The 17,148-nt window shown below is 72.0% G+C and carries 16 protein-coding genes and 1 pseudogene; 3 read left to right on the forward strand and 14 right to left on the reverse strand.

Going from position 1 to position 17,148, the window contains the following annotated elements:
• Positions 1-103: 103 nt before the first annotated feature.
• A pseudogene (locus ACFWVC_RS28450) lies at positions 104-676 on the forward strand (TetR/AcrR family transcriptional regulator); the annotation flags it as partial.
• Between the two features lie 77 nt (positions 677-753).
• Here ACFWVC_RS28450 and ACFWVC_RS28455 read toward each other — a convergent pair.
• From ACFWVC_RS28455 to ACFWVC_RS28465, 3 genes are all read right to left on the reverse strand, one after another.
• Positions 754-1,428 (reverse strand): M23 family metallopeptidase, encoded by a 675-nt coding sequence (locus tag ACFWVC_RS28455; protein WP_384292774.1) that lies wholly within the window; start codon positions 1,426-1,428, stop codon positions 754-756.
• Between the two features lie 306 nt (positions 1,429-1,734).
• A complete protein-coding gene (locus ACFWVC_RS28460; protein ID WP_384292777.1) occupies positions 1,735-3,411 on the reverse strand; it encodes a ricin-type beta-trefoil lectin domain protein in 1,677 nt (558 codons plus the stop codon).
• 337 nt (positions 3,412-3,748) lie between these two features.
• Positions 3,749-6,277 (reverse strand): ATP-dependent Clp protease ATP-binding subunit, encoded by a 2,529-nt coding sequence (locus ACFWVC_RS28465; protein WP_384292779.1) that lies wholly within the window; start codon positions 6,275-6,277, stop codon positions 3,749-3,751.
• A 433-nt stretch (positions 6,278-6,710) separates the two neighbouring features.
• Here ACFWVC_RS28465 and ACFWVC_RS28470 point away from each other — a divergent pair, with 433 nt between their 5' ends.
• Entirely contained in the window at positions 6,711-7,322 is a 612-nt protein-coding gene (locus ACFWVC_RS28470; protein WP_384292783.1) for an SCO3374 family protein, read from the forward strand.
• Here the strand turns inward: ACFWVC_RS28470 and ACFWVC_RS28475 are convergent.
• The 10 genes from ACFWVC_RS28475 to ACFWVC_RS28520 form a co-directional block, all read right to left on the reverse strand.
• Positions 7,253-7,594 (reverse strand): Lsr2 family protein, encoded by a 342-nt coding sequence (locus ACFWVC_RS28475; protein ID WP_384292785.1) that lies wholly within the window; start codon positions 7,592-7,594, stop codon positions 7,253-7,255. The two genes, ACFWVC_RS28470 and ACFWVC_RS28475, sit on opposite strands and share 70 nt — an antisense overlap.
• A gap of 166 nt (positions 7,595-7,760) precedes the next feature.
• A complete protein-coding gene (locus ACFWVC_RS28480; protein WP_384292787.1) occupies positions 7,761-8,279 on the reverse strand; it encodes an amino-acid N-acetyltransferase in 519 nt (172 codons plus the stop codon).
• 9 nt (positions 8,280-8,288) lie between these two features.
• Positions 8,289-8,702 (reverse strand): BlaI/MecI/CopY family transcriptional regulator, encoded by a 414-nt coding sequence (locus ACFWVC_RS28485; protein WP_384292792.1) that lies wholly within the window; start codon positions 8,700-8,702, stop codon positions 8,289-8,291.
• Between the two features lie 58 nt (positions 8,703-8,760).
• Positions 8,761-8,949: a hypothetical protein gene (locus ACFWVC_RS28490; protein WP_384292796.1), complete on the reverse strand. Its 189-nt coding sequence runs from the start codon at positions 8,947-8,949 to the stop codon at positions 8,761-8,763.
• A gap of 79 nt (positions 8,950-9,028) precedes the next feature.
• A complete protein-coding gene (locus tag ACFWVC_RS28495) occupies positions 9,029-9,742 on the reverse strand; it encodes a hypothetical protein (RefSeq protein ID WP_384292802.1) in 714 nt (237 codons plus the stop codon).
• Between the two features lie 127 nt (positions 9,743-9,869).
• The gene (locus tag ACFWVC_RS28500; RefSeq protein WP_384292807.1) at positions 9,870-10,667 is read right to left on the reverse strand and encodes a type III pantothenate kinase; all 798 of its coding nucleotides are present in this window, start codon (positions 10,665-10,667) and stop codon (positions 9,870-9,872) included.
• Positions 10,667-11,719, reverse strand: coding sequence for a carboxylating nicotinate-nucleotide diphosphorylase (gene nadC, locus ACFWVC_RS28505; RefSeq protein WP_384292810.1), 1,053 nt, complete (start codon positions 11,717-11,719; stop codon positions 10,667-10,669). The genes ACFWVC_RS28500 and nadC overlap by 1 nt, the downstream gene beginning before the upstream one ends.
• A complete protein-coding gene (locus tag ACFWVC_RS28510; protein WP_384292813.1) occupies positions 11,716-13,515 on the reverse strand; it encodes an L-aspartate oxidase in 1,800 nt (599 codons plus the stop codon). Before ACFWVC_RS28510 ends, nadC begins: the two co-directional genes overlap by 4 nt.
• Positions 13,512-14,366, reverse strand: a complete 855-nt coding sequence (panC, locus tag ACFWVC_RS28515) for a pantoate--beta-alanine ligase (RefSeq protein ID WP_384292816.1) — start codon at positions 14,364-14,366, stop codon at positions 13,512-13,514. Before panC ends, ACFWVC_RS28510 begins: the two co-directional genes overlap by 4 nt.
• Entirely contained in the window at positions 14,363-15,343 is a 981-nt protein-coding gene (locus ACFWVC_RS28520) for a Rossmann-like and DUF2520 domain-containing protein (RefSeq protein ID WP_384292822.1), read from the reverse strand. Before ACFWVC_RS28520 ends, panC begins: the two co-directional genes overlap by 4 nt.
• Positions 15,344-15,445: 102 nt before the next feature.
• Here ACFWVC_RS28520 and ACFWVC_RS28525 point away from each other — a divergent pair, with 102 nt between their 5' ends.
• Positions 15,446-16,576 (forward strand): threonine aldolase family protein, encoded by a 1,131-nt coding sequence (locus ACFWVC_RS28525; RefSeq protein ID WP_384292827.1) that lies wholly within the window; start codon positions 15,446-15,448, stop codon positions 16,574-16,576.
• Positions 16,577-16,579: 3 nt separating this feature from the next.
• Here ACFWVC_RS28525 and ACFWVC_RS28530 read toward each other — a convergent pair whose 3' ends face one another.
• Complete coding sequence (locus tag ACFWVC_RS28530; RefSeq protein WP_384292830.1) at positions 16,580-17,101, reverse strand: HD domain-containing protein; 522 nt, start codon at positions 17,099-17,101, stop codon at positions 16,580-16,582.
• Positions 17,102-17,148: the final 47 nt, after the last annotated feature.

Raw genomic sequence — 17,148 nt, forward strand, 5'->3', positions numbered from 1 at the left:
CACATTTGTCGTGAGTTGCTTACCTGCCGCCCGGCTAGTTGCCCCGGGCATCCTGAATGTAAGCCGCTTACTAGCCGGGCGTCAAGTAAGTTAAAGTTCGCCCATGGCCACGCCGCACGCACGCAGAGGTGATACGCGCCGTCGCATCCAGGACGTCGCGCTCGAACTGTTCGCCCAGCAGGGGTACGAGAAGACCTCGCTGCGCGAGATCGCCGAGCACCTCGACGTCACCAAGGCGGCGCTGTACTACCACTTCAAGACCAAGGAAGACATCCTCATCGGCATCGTGGAGGATCTGACCTCCCCGGTCGACGAGTTGATCAAGTGGGCCGCCGATCAGCCCCGCACCCTGGAGACCAAGTGCGAGGTGCTGCGCCGCTACAGCGAGGCGCTGTGGATCGCGGGCCCGCTCTTCCGCTTCCTCCAGGAGAACCAGGCCACGGTCCGCGACCTCAGCATCGGTGAGGCCTTCAAGTCCAAGCTGTACGCCGTGCACGCGCTGCTGCGCGACCCCGACGCCCCGCTGACCGACCAGGTCCGCTCGATCACCGCCGTCTTCGCCATGCACGCGGGCATGTTCACGATGCAGAACATCGAGGGCGACCCCGAGGAGAAGCGCGCAGCCGTCCTCGAGGTCGCCCAGGGGCTCATCGCCGAGACCTACCGGGGTGACCGGGGGCAGGGCGGAGCGGGTGGAACAGGTGGTTCAGGCGGAGCCGGTACAGCCGATGGGGCGGATGGCTCGCCGGAGGGTCAGACCGAGACGCCCATGGACCGCAGGAACGGCAGCGGGCTCACCGAAGAGCCGTAGTACGGGGTCTTGCGGATCTCGAAGTGCAGGTGCGGGCCGGTGCTGTTGCCGGTGTTGCCGGACAGCGCGATCTGCTCGCCGGTGTTCACATGCTCGCCGACACGCACCTGGATCTTCGACAGGTGGCCGTACTGCGAGTACGTGCTGTCGGCGTGCCGGATGACGATGTTGTTGCCGTAGGCGCCGCCCCAGCCGGCCGTCACGACGGTGCCGCCGTGCACGGCGTGCACATCGGTGCCGATGGCGACCGCGAAGTCCTGGCCGGAGTGCTTGTGCGCCCAGTGGGAACCGCTCTTCATGTAGCCCGCCGAGAGCTGGTAGTGCTTGACGGGGGTCATCCATGCGACGGAGAGCTGGTGCTGCTGGTGTGCCACGTGTGCCTGGGTACGGGCGTGGCGCACGGCCTCGTTCGCCACGGCGGCACGCTGCTGCACCTGGGACTGAGCACGGGTGGCCTTCGCCAGCTTGGCGGCCGCGCCCATCCCCAGCAGCCCCGTGTTCTGGGTCCCGGCCATCGCCGTGCCCGCCGTGCCGAGCGCCAGCGACGCCACGACGCCGGCGGTCACGGCGGCGCCGCGGCCACGGATCACGGAGTTGGAGAAGTTGGGCTTGAGCATACGTTATTACCTCGCGGAAATAGCCGGAAAAGTCGTCGCGGTTGTCTGCCGCGATTCACAGGTAACCCGGTATTCCCGGCGGGGACAAACCCCCGCATGCACTACGCGGGATCGTAGGCGAATTCTCCGACAGGGCCCGGCCCCTTGTTCCGCAGGACTGTCTTCCCCTATCGCTCTTCGTATGTGCCGCAGGTCACGTGGGTCAGGTCACCGGCCGTGGGACCAAAGGAAATGGCCCCCGAGGGACCAAGGACCGCCCCCGGGGACCAAAGTCCCGTGGCCTGGGCCACGCATCCGAAAAAGCAGTCACGGCCTTTCTTCGGCGGAATTCAGTGCGGCAAGGACGACAGGCGTGCGGCCGAAGGCGACGGACCGGAAACGCGACGGGGAGATCGAGGCGTCCAGGGACCAGCGCTGGGCGGAGCGGCCGTCACGGGGCGCGAGGACGACCCCGGCGCCGCGCACCGTGCCGTCCGGAGCGACGGCGAGCTGCTGGTTCCAGCGCGGTATGAGGTCGCCGGTGAGCGTCAGGTCGTAGCGCACGTCCTCCGCTCCGGTGACGAACGAGGCGGTGCACAGCCCCAGTTCGAGCGCCCGGCCCCGGTGCGAGTTGAGGCAGTACGAGGGTTCGGCGACGCTGCGCAGCAGCCCGTCCCGCTCGTACGTCCAGAACTGGGTGGCCCCGGAATCGCACAGGGCGGTACGCGCCGTCGTCCCCAGGGCCGTCCCGCGATCGGTCAGGTCGACGCACAGGTCGCTGCCCTGGTTGCGCAGCCGGCCCCGCAGCCCCCCGCCCGGCACCGGGTCGGCGGTGCGGGCGCCGGCGCCGGGCCCGGTGCCGGACGCCGTGGTGGACGCCGAGGACGTGGGCGAGGCGGGAGCGGATGCCGAGGCCGGGACGGAGGCCGAGACGGACGCGCCCGGGAAGACGCCCGCCGAGGCCCGGTCGTCGGTGCCGTCGTCCGACAGCAACCCGGCGACCGCGGCCGCGGCCAGCACGACGCCGCCGATCCCCAGGGCGGCCGCTCCGGCCGCCCCCGGCCTGCGACGGCCGCGCAGCAGCCCGCCGGCCCCCCGGCGGCGGGCGCCGTGCCGGGGTCCCGATGGACCGTCGTGGCGGCCGCCCGCAGCGGCCGCGGCATCGTTGTCACGCGCCGCGCGGCGCGCGGGGCGGGAGTCGAGGTAGGCCCGCGCCTCCCAGACCAGGACGGCCTCGGCGATCAGCGCGCCCAAGCGGCCGCCGGAGTGGTCGAGTTGCTCCGCGGCGTACCGGCAGTGGTCGCATTTGGCGATGTGGCGCTGCAGGTCGGGCACGAGTTCGGCGCCACCGCGGTGGATGGAGATGTCCAGCAACCGGCTGAACTGCAGACAGCTCTCGTACGGGGCCAGGTCCCGGTGGGCCTGCACACAGGCCTCGCGGAAGCGGGTCCGCGCGAGCTCCAACTGCCCGGCGGCCTTCTCCTCGCCGACGCCGAGAAGCGCGGCCGGCACCGCGAGGGACTCCGCGTCGACCTCGACGTGCCAGAGCAGGCAGCGGGCCGGTTCGGGGAGCCGCTGGAACGCGCGGTGGACCAGCCGGCGGTTGTCGGGCACGGCCAGGCGCGGATCGGTCTGGTCGCCGCGCAGCCGCAGCCCGCGGGTGAGGGAGGCCCGCCGGCGGTCCATGGCCCATTCCTCCGCGATGCGGTGGACGGTGACCAGGAGCTCGGGGCGCCACGCGGCCGAGGGCCCGGTCAGCCGCAGCGTGTCGACGAAGACCCTGGTGAAGGCGGCCGACGCGAGGATGCCCGCCGTGTGCCCGGAGACGGCGCACAACTCCGCGTACTCGAAGACCGGCCGCCAGTGGCGGGCCAGCAACTCCTCGAAGGGCTGGTGGACGGCTTTCTTTCCCGAGAAGTTCCTCAGCTCCACCGACAGGGCCTCGTCCGGAACGTCGAACAAATGGCCGGGGTGCGGGGAATTCGATGAGAACGAATCCTTCAACGAGCGTTTCCTTCCGCGTTCACCGCGCGGGGAAAAGTACGAACCATTCCACCGGCGGCCACGCAGCTATGTGGGGGGACGCGGGACCGGGGCACCGGGAGGTGTGCTCTCCCCCTTCGCCTGGAGCAGCTCATCGGGAATGCCTGCGGGAATGACGGCGCGACACCGGCCCACGAAGAAGGAAGACAGAAGGAAGTGTTCCCGCGCGTGAGCAGGGCTCACCTTTCCATAAATCAGACGAGCACAACAAGGGTGGGTTCATCGGGAACGCAAATGAGCCGGCCCCGTCCGCACCTTTGTACGGACGGGGCCGGCCCCGGTGTTCGATGACGCGCGACTAGGCGTCCTTGCTCAGGTTCGGGCCCGAGCCGCCGCTGCCGGCCGCCTCGACCGGCGGGGCGTCGGCGACCGCCACCTTCTCCTCACCGCGGAAGGTGAACTTGATGTTCTCGCCTTCGCCCTCGGTGCCCACGACCACGATGTGACCGGTCCGCAGCTCGCCGAAGAGGATCTTCTCGGAGAGCACGTCCTCGATCTCGCGCTGGATCGTCCGGCGCAGCGGCCGGGCGCCCAGCACGGGGTCGTAGCCGCGCTTGGCGAGCAGCGACTTGGCCTCGGGGCTGAGCTCGATGCCCATGTCCTTGTCCCTGAGGCGTTCGTCCACCCGGGCGATCATGAGGTCGACGATCTGGATGATGTCTTCCTCGCTGAGCTGGTGGAAGACCACGATGTCGTCGACACGGTTCAGGAACTCGGGGCGGAAGTGCTGCTTGAGCTCCTCGCCGACCTTGGCCTTCATCCGCTCGTACCCGGTCTTGACGTCACCTGCGGCCGCGAAGCCGAGGTTGAAGCCCTTGGAGATGTCCCGGGTGCCGAGGTTGGTGGTCATGATGATGACCGTGTTCTTGAAGTCCACGACCCGGCCCTGGGAGTCGGTCAGGCGACCGTCCTCCAGGATCTGCAGCAGGCTGTTGAAGATGTCCGGGTGGGCCTTCTCGACCTCGTCGAAGAGGACGACCGAGAACGGCTTGCGGCGCACCTTCTCGGTGAGCTGGCCGCCCTCCTCGTAGCCGACGTATCCGGGCGGGGAGCCGAACAGCCGCGAGACGGTGTGCTTCTCGCTGAACTCGGACATGTCGAGCTGGATCAGCGCGTCCTCGTCGCCGAAGAGGAACTCGGCGAGCGTCTTGGAGAGCTCGGTCTTACCGACGCCGGACGGGCCGGCGAAGATGAACGAGCCACCGGGGCGCTTGGGGTCCTTCAGGCCGGCCCGCGTACGGCGGATGGCCTGCGAGAGGGCCTTGATCGCGTCCTTCTGGCCGATGACGCGCTTGTGCAGCTCGTCCTCCATGCGCAGCAGACGCGAGGACTCCTCCTCGGTGAGCTTGAAGACCGGGATGCCCGTGGCGGTGGCCAGGACCTCGGCGATCAGCTCCTCGTCGACCTCGGCGACGACGTCCATGTCGCCGGCCTTCCACTCCTTCTCCCGCTTGGTCTTCGCGGAAAGCAGCTGCTTCTCCTTGTCGCGGAGAGAGGCGGCCTTCTCGAAGTCCTGGGAGTCGATCGCGGACTCCTTCTCCCGGCGCACGTCGGCGATCTTCTCGTCGAACTCACGCAGGTCCGGCGGAGCGGTCATCCGGCGGATGCGCATCCGGGAACCGGCCTCGTCGATCAGGTCGATCGCCTTGTCCGGCAGGAAGCGGTCCGAGATGTAGCGGTCGGCGAGGGTCGCCGCGGCCACCAGGGCGGCGTCCGTGATGGACACGCGGTGGTGGGCCTCGTAGCGGTCCCGCAGGCCCTTGAGGATCTCGATGGTGTGCGGCAGCGACGGCTCCGCGACCTGGATGGGCTGGAAGCGGCGCTCCAGGGCCGCGTCCTTCTCCAGGTGCTTGCGGTACTCGTCGAGCGTGGTGGCGCCGATGGTCTGCAGCTCACCGCGGGCGAGCATCGGCTTGAGGATCGAGGCGGCGTCGATCGCGCCCTCGGCGGCACCCGCACCCACCAGGGTGTGGAGCTCGTCGATGAACAGGATGATGTCGCCGCGGGTGCGGATCTCCTTGAGCACCTTCTTCAGGCGCTCCTCGAAGTCACCGCGGTAGCGGGAGCCGGCGACCAGGGCACCGAGGTCAAGCGTGTAGAGCTGCTTGTCCTTCAGCGTCTCCGGGACCTCGCCCTTGACGATGGCCTGGGCCAGGCCCTCGACGACGGCGGTCTTGCCGACACCGGGCTCGCCGATGAGGACGGGGTTGTTCTTGGTGCGGCGCGACAGCACCTGCATCACGCGCTCGATCTCCTTCTCGCGCCCGATGACCGGGTCGAGTTTGGTCTCACGAGCGGCCTGGGTGAGGTTGCGGCCGAACTGGTCCAGGACGAGCGAGGTCGAGGGGGTGCCCTCGGCGGGACCGCCGGCGGTGGCGGCCTCCTTGCCCTGGTAGCCGGAGAGCAGCTGGATGACCTGCTGCCGCACCCGGTTCAGATCGGCGCCCAGCTTCACGAGGACCTGGGCGGCGACGCCCTCGCCCTCGCGGATCAGGCCGAGCAGGATGTGCTCCGTACCGATGTAGTTGTGGCCGAGCTGGAGGGCCTCGCGGAGCGAAAGCTCCAGGACCTTCTTGGCCCGGGGGGTGAAGGGGATGTGACCGGACGGGGCCTGCTGGCCCTGGCCGATGATCTCCTCAACCTGCTGGCGGACCGCCTCGAGCGAAATCCCGAGGCTCTCCAGGGCCTTAGCGGCGACACCCTCACCCTCGTGGATAAGGCCCAGGAGGATGTGCTCGGTGCCGATGTAGTTGTGGTTGAGCATCCGGGCTTCTTCCTGAGCCAGGACGACAACCCGCCGCGCGCGGTCGGTGAACCTCTCGAACATCGTTAATCGCTCCTCAGAGCGGTCGGGCAGTTAGGGGCGTGTCCCCTCCCTGTCCTTCCGCATGCTAGTCCCGCACAGCGGGGCAGCTCACTTCAACCGTCGACACCTCGCGAGGTCGTTTACCCCCCGCGCCGTCGACAACAGCCTCAACTTGATGGTGCGAGACGATGTTCCCGCAGGCCAGGCGGATAGCCCTTTATCCAGTACGCCGAGGGCGAACGCCCCGCCTGTCCGACACGGCCGTCATCCGTTCCCACTAGGTATTTCTTACCCGCCCCCACGGACAGTCCATGCCGGAAGCGCGCCTGCTGTCTGCTATAGGCGAACAGGCTTGCGTCCGGGGAATTCACGGACAGTGACGGGATACCGGCACCCGGGTACTCCTGGTGACGACCCTCGTAACCGGCGCCGGGTCCGCCGCGTTGCGCAGGACATGCAGGACACGACGGCCACCCCGGCCATGCTTCGCATCCAGGACGCACGGCGCACGACGGGCATGGACGCCCTCGACGTGCCCGCGGCGGCGGGGTACGAGGTACTGGACCGCTTCCCGGCCCCGCGCACCGGGCCGGTGGCCCTGGAGGGGCGGCGGATGCGGTTCTACGTGGCCGCCGGCGGGGCGGCGGAACTGCCGGGCCTCCTGGACTGGCTGGAGTGGACCGGCGTCCCGCTGGACCTCGTGCCGCTGCTCGGCCCCGCCGGGTCCTCGGGACCCTCGGGACCCTCGGAACCGGCACGCCCGGGAGCCGGGGCCCGCGGAGCGAACGCCGTCCCCCGGGACGGCGACGCGCCCGTGTGGCTGCGTCCACCCACTGGGGGCGGGCACAGCCACACGGGCGCGCCGCACTTGCCCGCCATGTCGGTCGGGGGCTGTCCGGCCGACGGAGACCCCGAGGGGCCCGTCGGCCTGGTGGCCCTGGTGTCCGCGCTGGCGAACGCCTGCCACCGGGTCCGGCTGCGCACCGGCCGGACCGGTCAGCCGTGCTCCTTCTCGTACGCCTCGCGGATCTGCGCCGGGACGCGGCCGCGGTCGTTGACCTCGTAGCCCGCCTCCTTGGCCCAGGCGCGGATCTTCGCGGTGTCCTGGCTCGCGGATCCACCGCGGGAGGCGGCCTTCACCGTGCGGCCACGGCCCGAACGGCCACCGGTGCGCCGGCCGCCGTCCACGTAGGGGCTCAGCAGGCCGCGGAGCTTGTCGGCGTTGTCGGTGGTGAGATCGATCTCGTAAGTCACTCCATCGAGTGCGAACGTCACGGTCTCATCCGCCTCGCCGCCGTCGAGGTCGTCAACAAGAAGGACCTGAACCTTCTGTGCCACCGGCTTCCCTTTCATCGAATACTGATTACCGGTAAAAGCAAACCGCCTTTTCCCGGAAAACTCAAACCCCTTGCCCGAACTGCTCCGGTCCATCACGCTGTACGCGGTCTTCCGCCGGGGAACGTATCGGACATACTGTTGTGGGGGAGGCGGCCGCGGAGCGCCGTCAGAGATGCAACAGCATCCGGCTGTTGCCCAAGGTGTTCGGTTTCACTCGTTCGAGGTCGAGGAACTCGGCCACGCCCTCGTCCTTTGAGCGCAGCAGCTCCCCGAAGACATCGCCGTCGACCGGCGTCTCACCGATCTGCACGAAGCCGTGCTTCACGAAGAAGTCCACTTCGAAGGTGAGGCAGAAAATTCGCCGCACTCCCAGCCAACGCGCTGTCTGCAGCAGCTTCTCCAGTACGAGATGCCCGATGCCGTGGCCATGGTGGACCGGGTCGACCGCGAGAGTGCGCACCTCGGCGAGGTCCTCCCACATGACGTGGAGCGCCCCGCAGGCCACGACCTCGGCGTCCTGATCCCGTTCGGCGACCCAGAACTCCTGGATGTCCTCGTAAAGCGTGACCGTCGGCTTGTCCAGCAGGATGCGGTCCCGGACATAGGCGTCGAGCAGTCGCCGGACGGCCGGTACATCACCCGTGCGCGCCCGGCGGATGGTGACGTCATTTGAAGCGACGGGCATGTGCGGACGCTATCGTCCGCCCGATCCCCGCGTCTCCCCGGGGTCAGCGGGTTCCGCCGGTTCAGCGGATTGGACGACGCGCATTGCGTCCCGGAGCGCTTCTCGCTGTTCCGCCGACATCATCCCGAAGAAGGCGACAAGAGCCGCCGCGGGGTTGTCACTCGCGGCCCACGCCTCGTGCATCAGCGCGGCGGAGTAAGCGGCGCGCGTGGAAACCGCCTCATAGCGATAGGCGCGCCCTTCGGCTTCCCGGCGCAGCCAGCCCTTCTGATGGAGGTTGTCCATTACGGTCATGACCGTCGTGTACGCGATGGAGCGCTCCTGGCGCAGATCTTCGAGCACTTCACGGACCGTCACCGGGCGGTTCCATCGCCACACCCGTGTCATGACGGCGTCTTCGAGGTCTCCCAGGGGACGGGGCACACCCGAATACTAGTGGCAATCGGGCGGAATGCCCCGGAATGCCGGAGAACCCCGGGCGTCAGGCCCGGGGTTCGGCGCCGCCCGCTCCGGGGACCGGGGTGGCGGCGTTGGCGGAAAGCGCGGCGTCGACCACCGCGTCCTCCTTGGCCTTGTTCGCCCCGCCCTGGCTCTTGATCAGCGTCCTGATGAGGAAGGTGAACGCGATGGCCATCACGGTCGGGGGCACGAGCGCGGAGACGTAGTCCATGCGACCAGAGTAGTCACGCCCCCGCGCGGCCCCGTCGGCCGGGCGGCCCGGGCGGCTCAGGCGGCCCGGGCGGCGCACGTCAGCCCGTGGCGAGCTGCTCCGGCGAGGGGGGCGGGGTGCGGCGGCGCGGCGGGAAGATCTCCGCCGGGGTGGGCACCTTGCGCTTGGGCTCGTCGCGCTCGGGCGCGTCGGGATCCGCGGGCGGGGTCGCGGGGGCTCTCGGCTCGGGCCGCGGCGACGGCTTCGGTTCCTGCCCCCAGGCACGTTCCGCGGGGTCGTCGGCGGCGGTCCTGCCACCTGGCAGGGCGCGCAGCCTGGTACGCCCCGGGCGGGCCGTGACGAGCGGCGAGGCGGGCGCCGGGATGCGGGCCGCCAGCCGGGCGCGGACATCCAGCTCCGCGAGGTGCTCGCAGCGGCGCAGGACCCCGTACCGGCGGTGCGTCTCGGCCGCGGAGGACGGATGGGTGCGCAGCATGCGCAGCGCCGCGAGGTCGTCCGGCACGGGGACGTATCCCGTGTCGAGCGCACCGGTCAGCCGTTCGAGATAGCCGGCGGCGCTGCCCGGCAGCGCCGCCCGGTAGCGGGCGAGCTCCGCGAGCAGGAAGGTGCGCAGTCGCCCGGCCTCCCGGGCCGCCTCGTCCACGTCCTCGACAAGACGCAGATAGTCCCGCACATCGTCGGGCGTGGGGGTCGTGGTGCTGGACTGGAGGGCCGCTGAGAGGGCGCGCCGGAGCACGCGCAGTTCATCCGCGCTGAACGCCATTCCGCCTCGGGACCCGTGTGGCGTGGGCATGCACTGACTTTACGTACTAAGCGGACAAAATACGCGTAACCAGATATGCCCGGCGTGCCGTGCGGACGGCCTTCCGACGCCGGTGCGGCGCCTGCGCGACGCCCGTCCGGAGCCCGTCCCGAGCCCGTCAGGTCGCCTGGATGTTGCGCTCGTAGACCAGGCGCAGTCCGATGAGCGTCAGCCACGGCTCGTGGACGTCGATGGCCGCCGACTCCCCCAGTACCAGGGGCGCCAGGCCGCCGGTGGCGATGACGGTGACGTCGTCGGGGTCGTCCGCGAGCTCCCGGGCCATCCGCTCGGTCACGCCGTCCACCTGGCCGGCGAAGCCGTACAGGATGCCGGACTGCATCGCCTCGATGGTGTTCTTGCCGATGACGCTGCGCGGCCGGGTCAGTTCGACCTTGCGCAGCTGCGCGCCGCGCGCCCCGAGGGCGTCCACGGAGATCTCGATACCGGGGGCGATGGCGCCGCCGGCGTACTCGCCGCGCGCGGTGACCGCGTCGAAGGTGGTGGCCGTGCCGAAGTCCACGACGATGCACGGGCCGCCGTACAGATGGACGGCGGCCAGCGAGTTGATGATCCGGTCCGAGCCGACTTCCTTGGGGTTGTCGGCCAGCACCGGGACACCCGTCTTCACGCCGGGCTCCACGAGGACCGCGGGGACGTCGCCGTAGTAGCGGCGGGTCACCTCGCGCAGTTCGTGCAGCACGGAGGGGACCGTGGAGCAGATCGCGATGCCGTGGATGCCGTCGCCGAGCTCCTCGCCGAGCAGCGGGTGCATGCCCATCAGGCCCTGCATCAGGACCGCCAGCTCGTCCGCCGTGCGGCGCGGATCGGTGGAGACCCGCCAGTGCTCGACGATCTCGTCCCCGTCGAACAGCCCCAGGACGGTGTGGGTGTTGCCGACGTCGATGGTGAGAAGCATCAGTCCCGCTCCGGTCCTTCACCCGTGGCACCCGCGGCACCGGAGGCACCCGCGGCGCGCAGGTCGAGGCCGATGTCGAGGATCGGCGCGGAGTGGGTCAGGGCGCCCACGGCCAGATAGTCCACGCCGGTCTCGGCGTAGGCGCGGGCGGTCTCCAGGGTGAGCCGGCCCGAGGACTCCAGGGCGGCGCGGCCGGCGACCAGCGCGACGGCCTCCTCGGTCTCGGCGGGGGTGAAGTTGTCCAGCAGGATCAGGTCCGCGCCCGCCTCCAGGACCTCGCGGACCTGGTGCAGGGTGTCGGCCTCGACCTCGATCGCCAGGTCCGGGAACTCGTCCCGCACGGCCTTGAAGGCGGCCGCGACGCCGCCCGCGGCGACCACGTGGTTGTCCTTGACGAGGGCCGCGTCCGAGAGCGACATGCGGTGGTTGACGCCGCCGCCGCAACGCACCGCGTACTTCTCCAGCGCGCGCAGGCCCGGGGTGGTCTTGCGGGTGTCGCGGACCTTGGCTTTCGTGCCCTCCAGCAGATCCGCCCAGCGGCGGGTCGTGGTGGCGATGCCGGACAGCCGGCACAGCAGGTTGAGCGCGCTGCGCTCGGCGGTCAGCAGGTCCCTGGTCCGGGTGCGGACGGAGAGCAGCACCTGGCCGGCCTCGACCCGGTCGCCGTCCTCGACGTGCCGTTCCACCTCGAACTCGTCGGTGCAGACGACGGACAGGATCGCCTCGGCGACCCGCAGCCCGGCCACCACGCCCGCCTCGCGGACGGTGAAGTCGCCGGTGGCGAAGGCGTCCTCGGGGATCGTGGCGACCGTGGTGACGTCCACCCCGCCGTCGAGATCCTCCTCGATCGCCATGTGGGCGATGTCCTCGACCAGCACCGGGTCCAGGCCGGCGTCCGCCAGCAGCTGGGCCAGGCCCGGGTCGAGGCCGCACTCGTTCGGGTCGTACGCGTGCTCCTCGCCGGCGCCGCAGCCGCAGCCGTCACCGCAGCCACCGCCCCCGCCGCCGCTCGGGCCGCCGATCTGCAGGAGGGGTTGGTCGGGCGTGCTCATCGCTGCTGCTCCGTTCCAGGGCGGGTCGGGTGGGGGCCGCCGTGCCGGGGGCCGGGGGCGAAGTCCGCTGTGTCGGTGGTGCGGATGGTGAGAGTAGCGGGTACGGCGGGCGACGCCCCGCCCGGCCGGAGGCCGTGGGAGGCGGGGGGATCAAGGGTGGCGACGATGTGCCGGCGCCAGTTGTCGTCGTCCCGCGCGGGGCGGTCCTCGCGCCAGTGGCAGCCGCGGGTCTCCTCACGGCGCCGTGCGGCCTCGACCAGCACCCGGGCGACCAGGCACAGGTTGGACGCCTCCCAGGTCTCCACGCAGGGCTCGGCGGTCTTGCCGTCGCGTTCCAGCAGCTCGGCGGCGTCGGCGTACATCCGGTGCAGCGCCTCGGCCGCCTCCTCCAGGCTGGCCGCGCTGCGCAGCACTCCCGCGCCGCGCGTCATGATCCGCTGGATCCCGTACCGCGCCTCGGAGGGCAGCAGCGGGAAGCGGCTCGGGGCGGGGATCACCGGGGCGCCGGGGGCGGCCGGACGGGCGGCGATGTCGGCGGCGATCCGCTCGGCGAAGACCAGCCCTTCGAGGAGGGAGTTCGACGCGAGCCGGTTGGCGCCGTGCACGCCGGTGCAGGCCACTTCGCCGCAGGCGTACAGGCCCGGCACGGTCGTGCGGCCGTGCAGGTCGGTGCGGACGCCGCCGGAGGCGTAGTGCGCGGCCGGGGCGACCGGGATCGGCTCGGTCACCGGGTCGATGCCGTGGGCACGGCAGGCGGCCAGGATCGTGGGGAAGCGCTTGCTCCACATCTCGGCCCCGAAGTGGCGGCCGTCGAGATACATGTGCTCGGCGCCGGTCTCCTGCATCCGGCGCATGATGCCCTTGGCGACGATGTCCCGCGGGGCCAGCTCGGCCAGTTCGTGCTGCCCCTGCATGAAGCGCACGCCGTCGGCGTCCACGAGGTGGGCGCCCTCGCCGCGCACCGCCTCGGAGACCAGCGGCTGCTGGCCCTCCGCGTCCGCGCCGAGGAAGAGCACCGTCGGGTGGAACTGGACGAACTCCAGGTCCGAGACCTCCGCCCCGGCGCGCAGCGCCAGTGCCACGCCGTCGCCGGTCGACACCGCGGGGTTGGTCGTGGCGGAGAAGACCTGGCCCATGCCGCCGGTGGCCAGCACCACGGCCCGGGCCCGGACCGAGCCCACCCCGTCGCGCTGCCCCTCGCCCATGACGTGCAGGGTCACCCCGGCGGTGTCGCCCGCGGCGTCGGTGAGCAGGTCCAGGACGAGGGCGTTCTCGATGAACTCGATACTCCCCTGGCCTTCGGCATGGGGCACCCCAGCCTCCCGCACGGCCTCGATCAGGGCCCGGGAGATCTCCGCGCCCGTCGCGTCGCCGCCGGCGTGCGCGATACGGCGGCGGTGGTGGCCGCCCTCGCGGGTCAGCAGGATCTCGCCGGTGGTCTCGCTGGTGTCGAAGTGCGCGCCGGTCGCGATCAGCCGGCGCACCGCGTCGGGGCCCTCGGTGACCAGGATGCGGACCGCCTCCTCGTCGCACAGCCCGGCGCCCGCCACCAGGGTGTCGTCCAGGTGCTGCGCCGGGGTGTCGCCCTCCCCGAGGGCCGCGGCGATGCCGCCCTGGGCCCAGCGGGTGGAGCCGTCGTCGAGGTGCGCCTTGGTGACGACGGTGACCCTGGCCCCCTGCGCCGCGCAGCGCAGCGCGACCGTCAGCCCGGCCACGCCGGACCCGACCACCACCACGTCGGCCTCGTGCGCCCAGCCGGGCGCGGGGGCGAGCAGCCGTATGCCGGTGGTGGTCACAGGGCGCCTCCGAAGTCGAGTGGCAGATTGTCGATCAACCGGGTCGAGCCGACCCGGGCGGCGACGGCGAGCACCGCGGGTCCCGTGTGGTCCGGGGCCGCCTCGGAGAAGTCGCGCGGGTCGGCGAGGGCGAGGTAGTCCACGGCCACGCCCTCGGCGCCGTCCAGTACCGCCCGGGCGGCGGCCCGTACGGCCTGCGGCCCCTGCCCGGCGGCGTCGCGGCCGGCGAACAGGGCGCGGGACAGGGCGAGGGCGGTGCGGCGCTCCTCGTCGGAGAGATAGCGGTTCCGGCTGGACAGGGCCAGGCCGTCCGGCTCGCGCACGGTGGGGACGCCGACGATCTCGACGGGGAAGTTCAGGTCGGTGGCCATGCGCCGGATCAGCGCCAACTGCTGGGCGTCCTTCTGGCCGTAGAAGGCGGCGTCGGGCCGGGTCAGGTGGAGCAGCTTGGCGACGACGGTGAGCATCCCGTCGAAGTGGCCGGGGCGGGAGGCGCCCTCGTACCGCTCGCCCATCGGGCCGGCGCTGATCCGCACCCGGGGCTGCCCGCCGGGGTAGACCTCCTCGACGGCGGGGGCGAACACCACGTCCGCGCCCGCCTGTTCGGCGATCTTGAGGTCGGTGTCGAGGGTGCGCGGGTAGCGGTCGAAGTCCTCGTCCGGGCCGAACTGCAGCGGGTTGACGAAGACGGTGACGACCACGGTGCCGTCGCCGACCCGCTCGCGGGCGGTGCGGACCAAGGTGGCGTGGCCCTCGTGCAGGGCGCCCATCGTCATGACGACGCCCGTCGTACCGGGCCGTCCCTCGACGGCCGTTCGCAACTCGCGCGCGGTGTGGACCAGCTCGGTCATCGCTCTCCCCGTTCTCCGCCGCCGGTCCCGCCGGACTCGTCGGTTCCGCCGGTTCCGCCGGTCCCGTCGGCGAGTACGCCGAGCAGCGCCTCGGCGAACTCCGCTTTGAGCAGGCCGCCCGCCAGCGCGCGGTCCGCGGTGGCGCGGGCCATCGCGAGGTAGGAGGCCGCCATCTCGGGCGCGTGCTCGCGCAGTTCGGACAGATGGGCGGCGACCGTGCCGGCGTCGCCGCGGGCCACGGGGCCGGTCAGGGCGGCGTCGCCGGAGCGCAGGGCGTTGTCGAGGGCGGCGCCGAGCAGCGGCCCGAGCATGCGGCCGGGCTCGGCGACCCCGGAGGCGCGCAGCAGTTCCATGGACTGCGCGACAAGGGTGACCAGGTGGTTGGCGCCGATGGCCAGGCCCGCGTGGTAGAGCGGCCGGGCCGACTCCTCGATCCACTCGGGCTCGCCGCCCATCTCGATGACCAGCGCCTCGGCGGCCATCCGCAGCTCCTGCGGGGCCGTGACGCCGAAGGAGCAGCCGGCCAGCCGCTGCACGTCGACGGAGGTGCCGGTGAAGGTCATCGCCGGGTGCAGCGCCAGCGGCAGCGCGCCCGCGCGCAGCGCCGGGTTCAGGACGCCCGCGCCGTACCGGCCGGAGGTGTGCACCAGCAGCTGGCCCGGGCGCACCGCCCCGGTCTCGGCGAGCCCGGCCACCAGGCCGGGCAGGGTGTCGTCGGGCACGGTGAGCAGCACCAGCTCGGCGCGGGCCAGCACCTCGGCGGGCTCCACGAGCGGCACGTCGGGGAGCAGGGCGGCGGCCCGGCGGCGGGAGGCGTCGGAGACACCGGACGCGGCGACGGGGTGGTGCCCGGCCATCCGCAGCGCGGCCGCGAGGGCGGGACCGACCCGGCCCGCGCCGACGACGCCGACCGTGAGCCGCGCGGGGCGGGCCTCCACGTCGGGGGGCAGGGGCCCCGGGGAGTGCGATGCGTTCACGCTGGCTTGCCTTCCGTTCCAGTCCTCGCGGGGGTACCGGACGTTCTCGTCAATGCTACGCGAATGTTCCCCGGCGCCCTCCGGCACGGCAGGATCGGGGGCATGACCTCTGTGGACGACGAGAAGGCGCGGCGGATAGCCGCCGTGAACGCCTGCGACCGGGTGCTGTCGCACGGCAAGTGGCCGACCATGCGGGACCGGCTGGCCCGGCTGGCGGCCCGGGACGGGCTGGACGGCCCCACCGACACCTACGGCGACGGCATCGTGGCCGAGGTGGAGCAGCGGGTGGCCCGGCTGCTGGGCACCGAGGAGGCGGTCTGGTTCCCGACCGGCACCATGGCGCAGCAGGTCGCGCTGCGCTGCTGGGCGGGCCGCACCGGCAACCCCACGGTCGCGCTGCACCCGCTGGCCCACCCCGAACGGCACGAGCGCGGGGCGCTGTCGGCGCTCAGCGGGCTGCGGACCGTGCACCCGACCACCGCGCGGCGACTGCCCGACGCCCAGGAGATACGCGAGCTGGACGAGCCCTTCGGCACGCTCATGCTGGAACTCCCGCTGCGCGACGCCGGTTTCGTCCTGCCCTCCTGGGAGGACCTGACGGCGACCGTGGAGGCCGCGCGCGAGCGCGACGCGGTGGTCCACTTCGACGGTGCCCGGCTGTGGGAGTGCCCGCCGCACTTCGGGCGGCCGCTGGAGGAGATCGCGGGGCTGGCCGACAGCGTCTACGTCTCGTTCTACAAGTCGCTCGGCGGAGTCGCGGGCGCCGCCCTGGCCGCCCCCGCCGACCTGGCCGCCGAGGCCCGCGCCTGGCGCCACCGCTACGGCGGCCTCCTCTTCCAGCAGTGGCCCACCGTCCTGGCGGCGCTGGACGGACTGGACCGCGAACTGCCCCGGCTGCCGGAGTACGTGGCCCATGCCAAGACGGTGGCGGCGGCCCTGCGCCGGAGCCTGACGCAGGCCGGGTGGTCCCGGGTGCACCCGGAGGTGCCGCACACCCACCAGTTCCAGGTGTGGCTCGGCGAGACGCCGGAGGTGCTCAACGAGGCGGCCGTGCGGCAGGCGGAGGTGACCCGCAGCGCGCTCTTCGGCCGCTGGTCCGCGGGCGAGGCGCCGGGGACGTCGATGACCGAGGTGACGGTCGCCGCCTCGGCCCTGGAGTGGGACGCCGACGACATCGCCGGGGCGGTGGACGACTTCCTCGGCTTCGTGCGCGAGGTCCGCAAGGAGTCCTAGCCGCTAGACGCTCCCGGCCGCCGCGGCGACCCGCTCCACCACGGGCCGCCAGTGGTCGAGCCCCGGTGCGCGCAGGCCCACGATCTTCCCGGCGTCGTCGGCGCGGCGCAGGGCGACCGCCGCCTCGAAGTCCGGACCGGCCTCGAAGGCGGCGGCCTCCCGCGGCGTCATCGGGCCGCCCTGGCAGCCCAGGGTCCGGGCGCTCTCGGGGGAGAGGGCGAGGGAGTGGTCGGTGGCCGCCAGGTAGCGCTTGGCCGGGATGTGCAGGGCGACCAGGCGGGCCACCCGCTCGCCGAGGATCCCGGCGACCGCCGCGGCGGCGTGCTCGCCGTGGCCGGCCTCGTCGCCGGGGTACAGGTAGTGCCCGATGTCGTGGACGAGCCCGGCGACCTGCAGCTCCTCGTCGCCGGGATGGCGCTCGGCGAGGACCGCGGCGACCTGGAGGCCGTGGTCGAGGATGTCCACCGGGTCGCCGGAGCGGTCCGGGGTGTCCCAGGCGTCCGCGCAGTCGGCCAGCAGTGCCATGAGCCCGTCCACGGACCGCGGAAAGGACGCAGAGGCCTCGGAGGACG

This window comes from Streptomyces sp. NPDC058691 (assembly GCF_042714775.1).
Classification (GTDB): Bacteria; Actinomycetota; Actinomycetes; order Streptomycetales; family Streptomycetaceae; genus Actinacidiphila.

What these genes read in the sequence shown, in the direction of transcription:
- ACFWVC_RS28455 (WP_384292774.1), bottom strand. Translation starts at nt 1,428, where the DNA reads ATGCTCAAGCCCAACTTCTCCAACTCCGTGATCCGTGGCCGCGGCGCC.
- ACFWVC_RS28465 (WP_384292779.1), bottom strand. Translation starts at nt 6,277, where the DNA reads ATGTTCGAGAGGTTCACCGACCGCGCGCGGCGGGTTGTCGTCCTGGCT.
- ACFWVC_RS28470 (WP_384292783.1), top strand. Translation starts at nt 6,711, where the DNA reads ATGCAGGACACGACGGCCACCCCGGCCATGCTTCGCATCCAGGACGCA.
- ACFWVC_RS28480 (WP_384292787.1), bottom strand. Translation starts at nt 8,279, where the DNA reads ATGCCCGTCGCTTCAAATGACGTCACCATCCGCCGGGCGCGCACGGGT.
- ACFWVC_RS28490 (WP_384292796.1), bottom strand. Translation starts at nt 8,949, where the DNA reads ATGGACTACGTCTCCGCGCTCGTGCCCCCGACCGTGATGGCCATCGCG.
- ACFWVC_RS28495 (WP_384292802.1), bottom strand. Translation starts at nt 9,742, where the DNA reads ATGCCCACGCCACACGGGTCCCGAGGCGGAATGGCGTTCAGCGCGGAT.
- ACFWVC_RS28500 (WP_384292807.1), bottom strand. Translation starts at nt 10,667, where the DNA reads ATGCTTCTCACCATCGACGTCGGCAACACCCACACCGTCCTGGGGCTG.
- nadC (WP_384292810.1), bottom strand. Translation starts at nt 11,719, where the DNA reads ATGAGCACGCCCGACCAACCCCTCCTGCAGATCGGCGGCCCGAGCGGC.
- panC (WP_384292816.1), bottom strand. Translation starts at nt 14,366, where the DNA reads ATGACCGAGCTGGTCCACACCGCGCGCGAGTTGCGAACGGCCGTCGAG.
- ACFWVC_RS28525 (WP_384292827.1), top strand. Translation starts at nt 15,446, where the DNA reads ATGACCTCTGTGGACGACGAGAAGGCGCGGCGGATAGCCGCCGTGAAC.
- ACFWVC_RS28530 (WP_384292830.1), bottom strand. Translation starts at nt 17,101, where the DNA reads ATGGCACTGCTGGCCGACTGCGCGGACGCCTGGGACACCCCGGACCGC.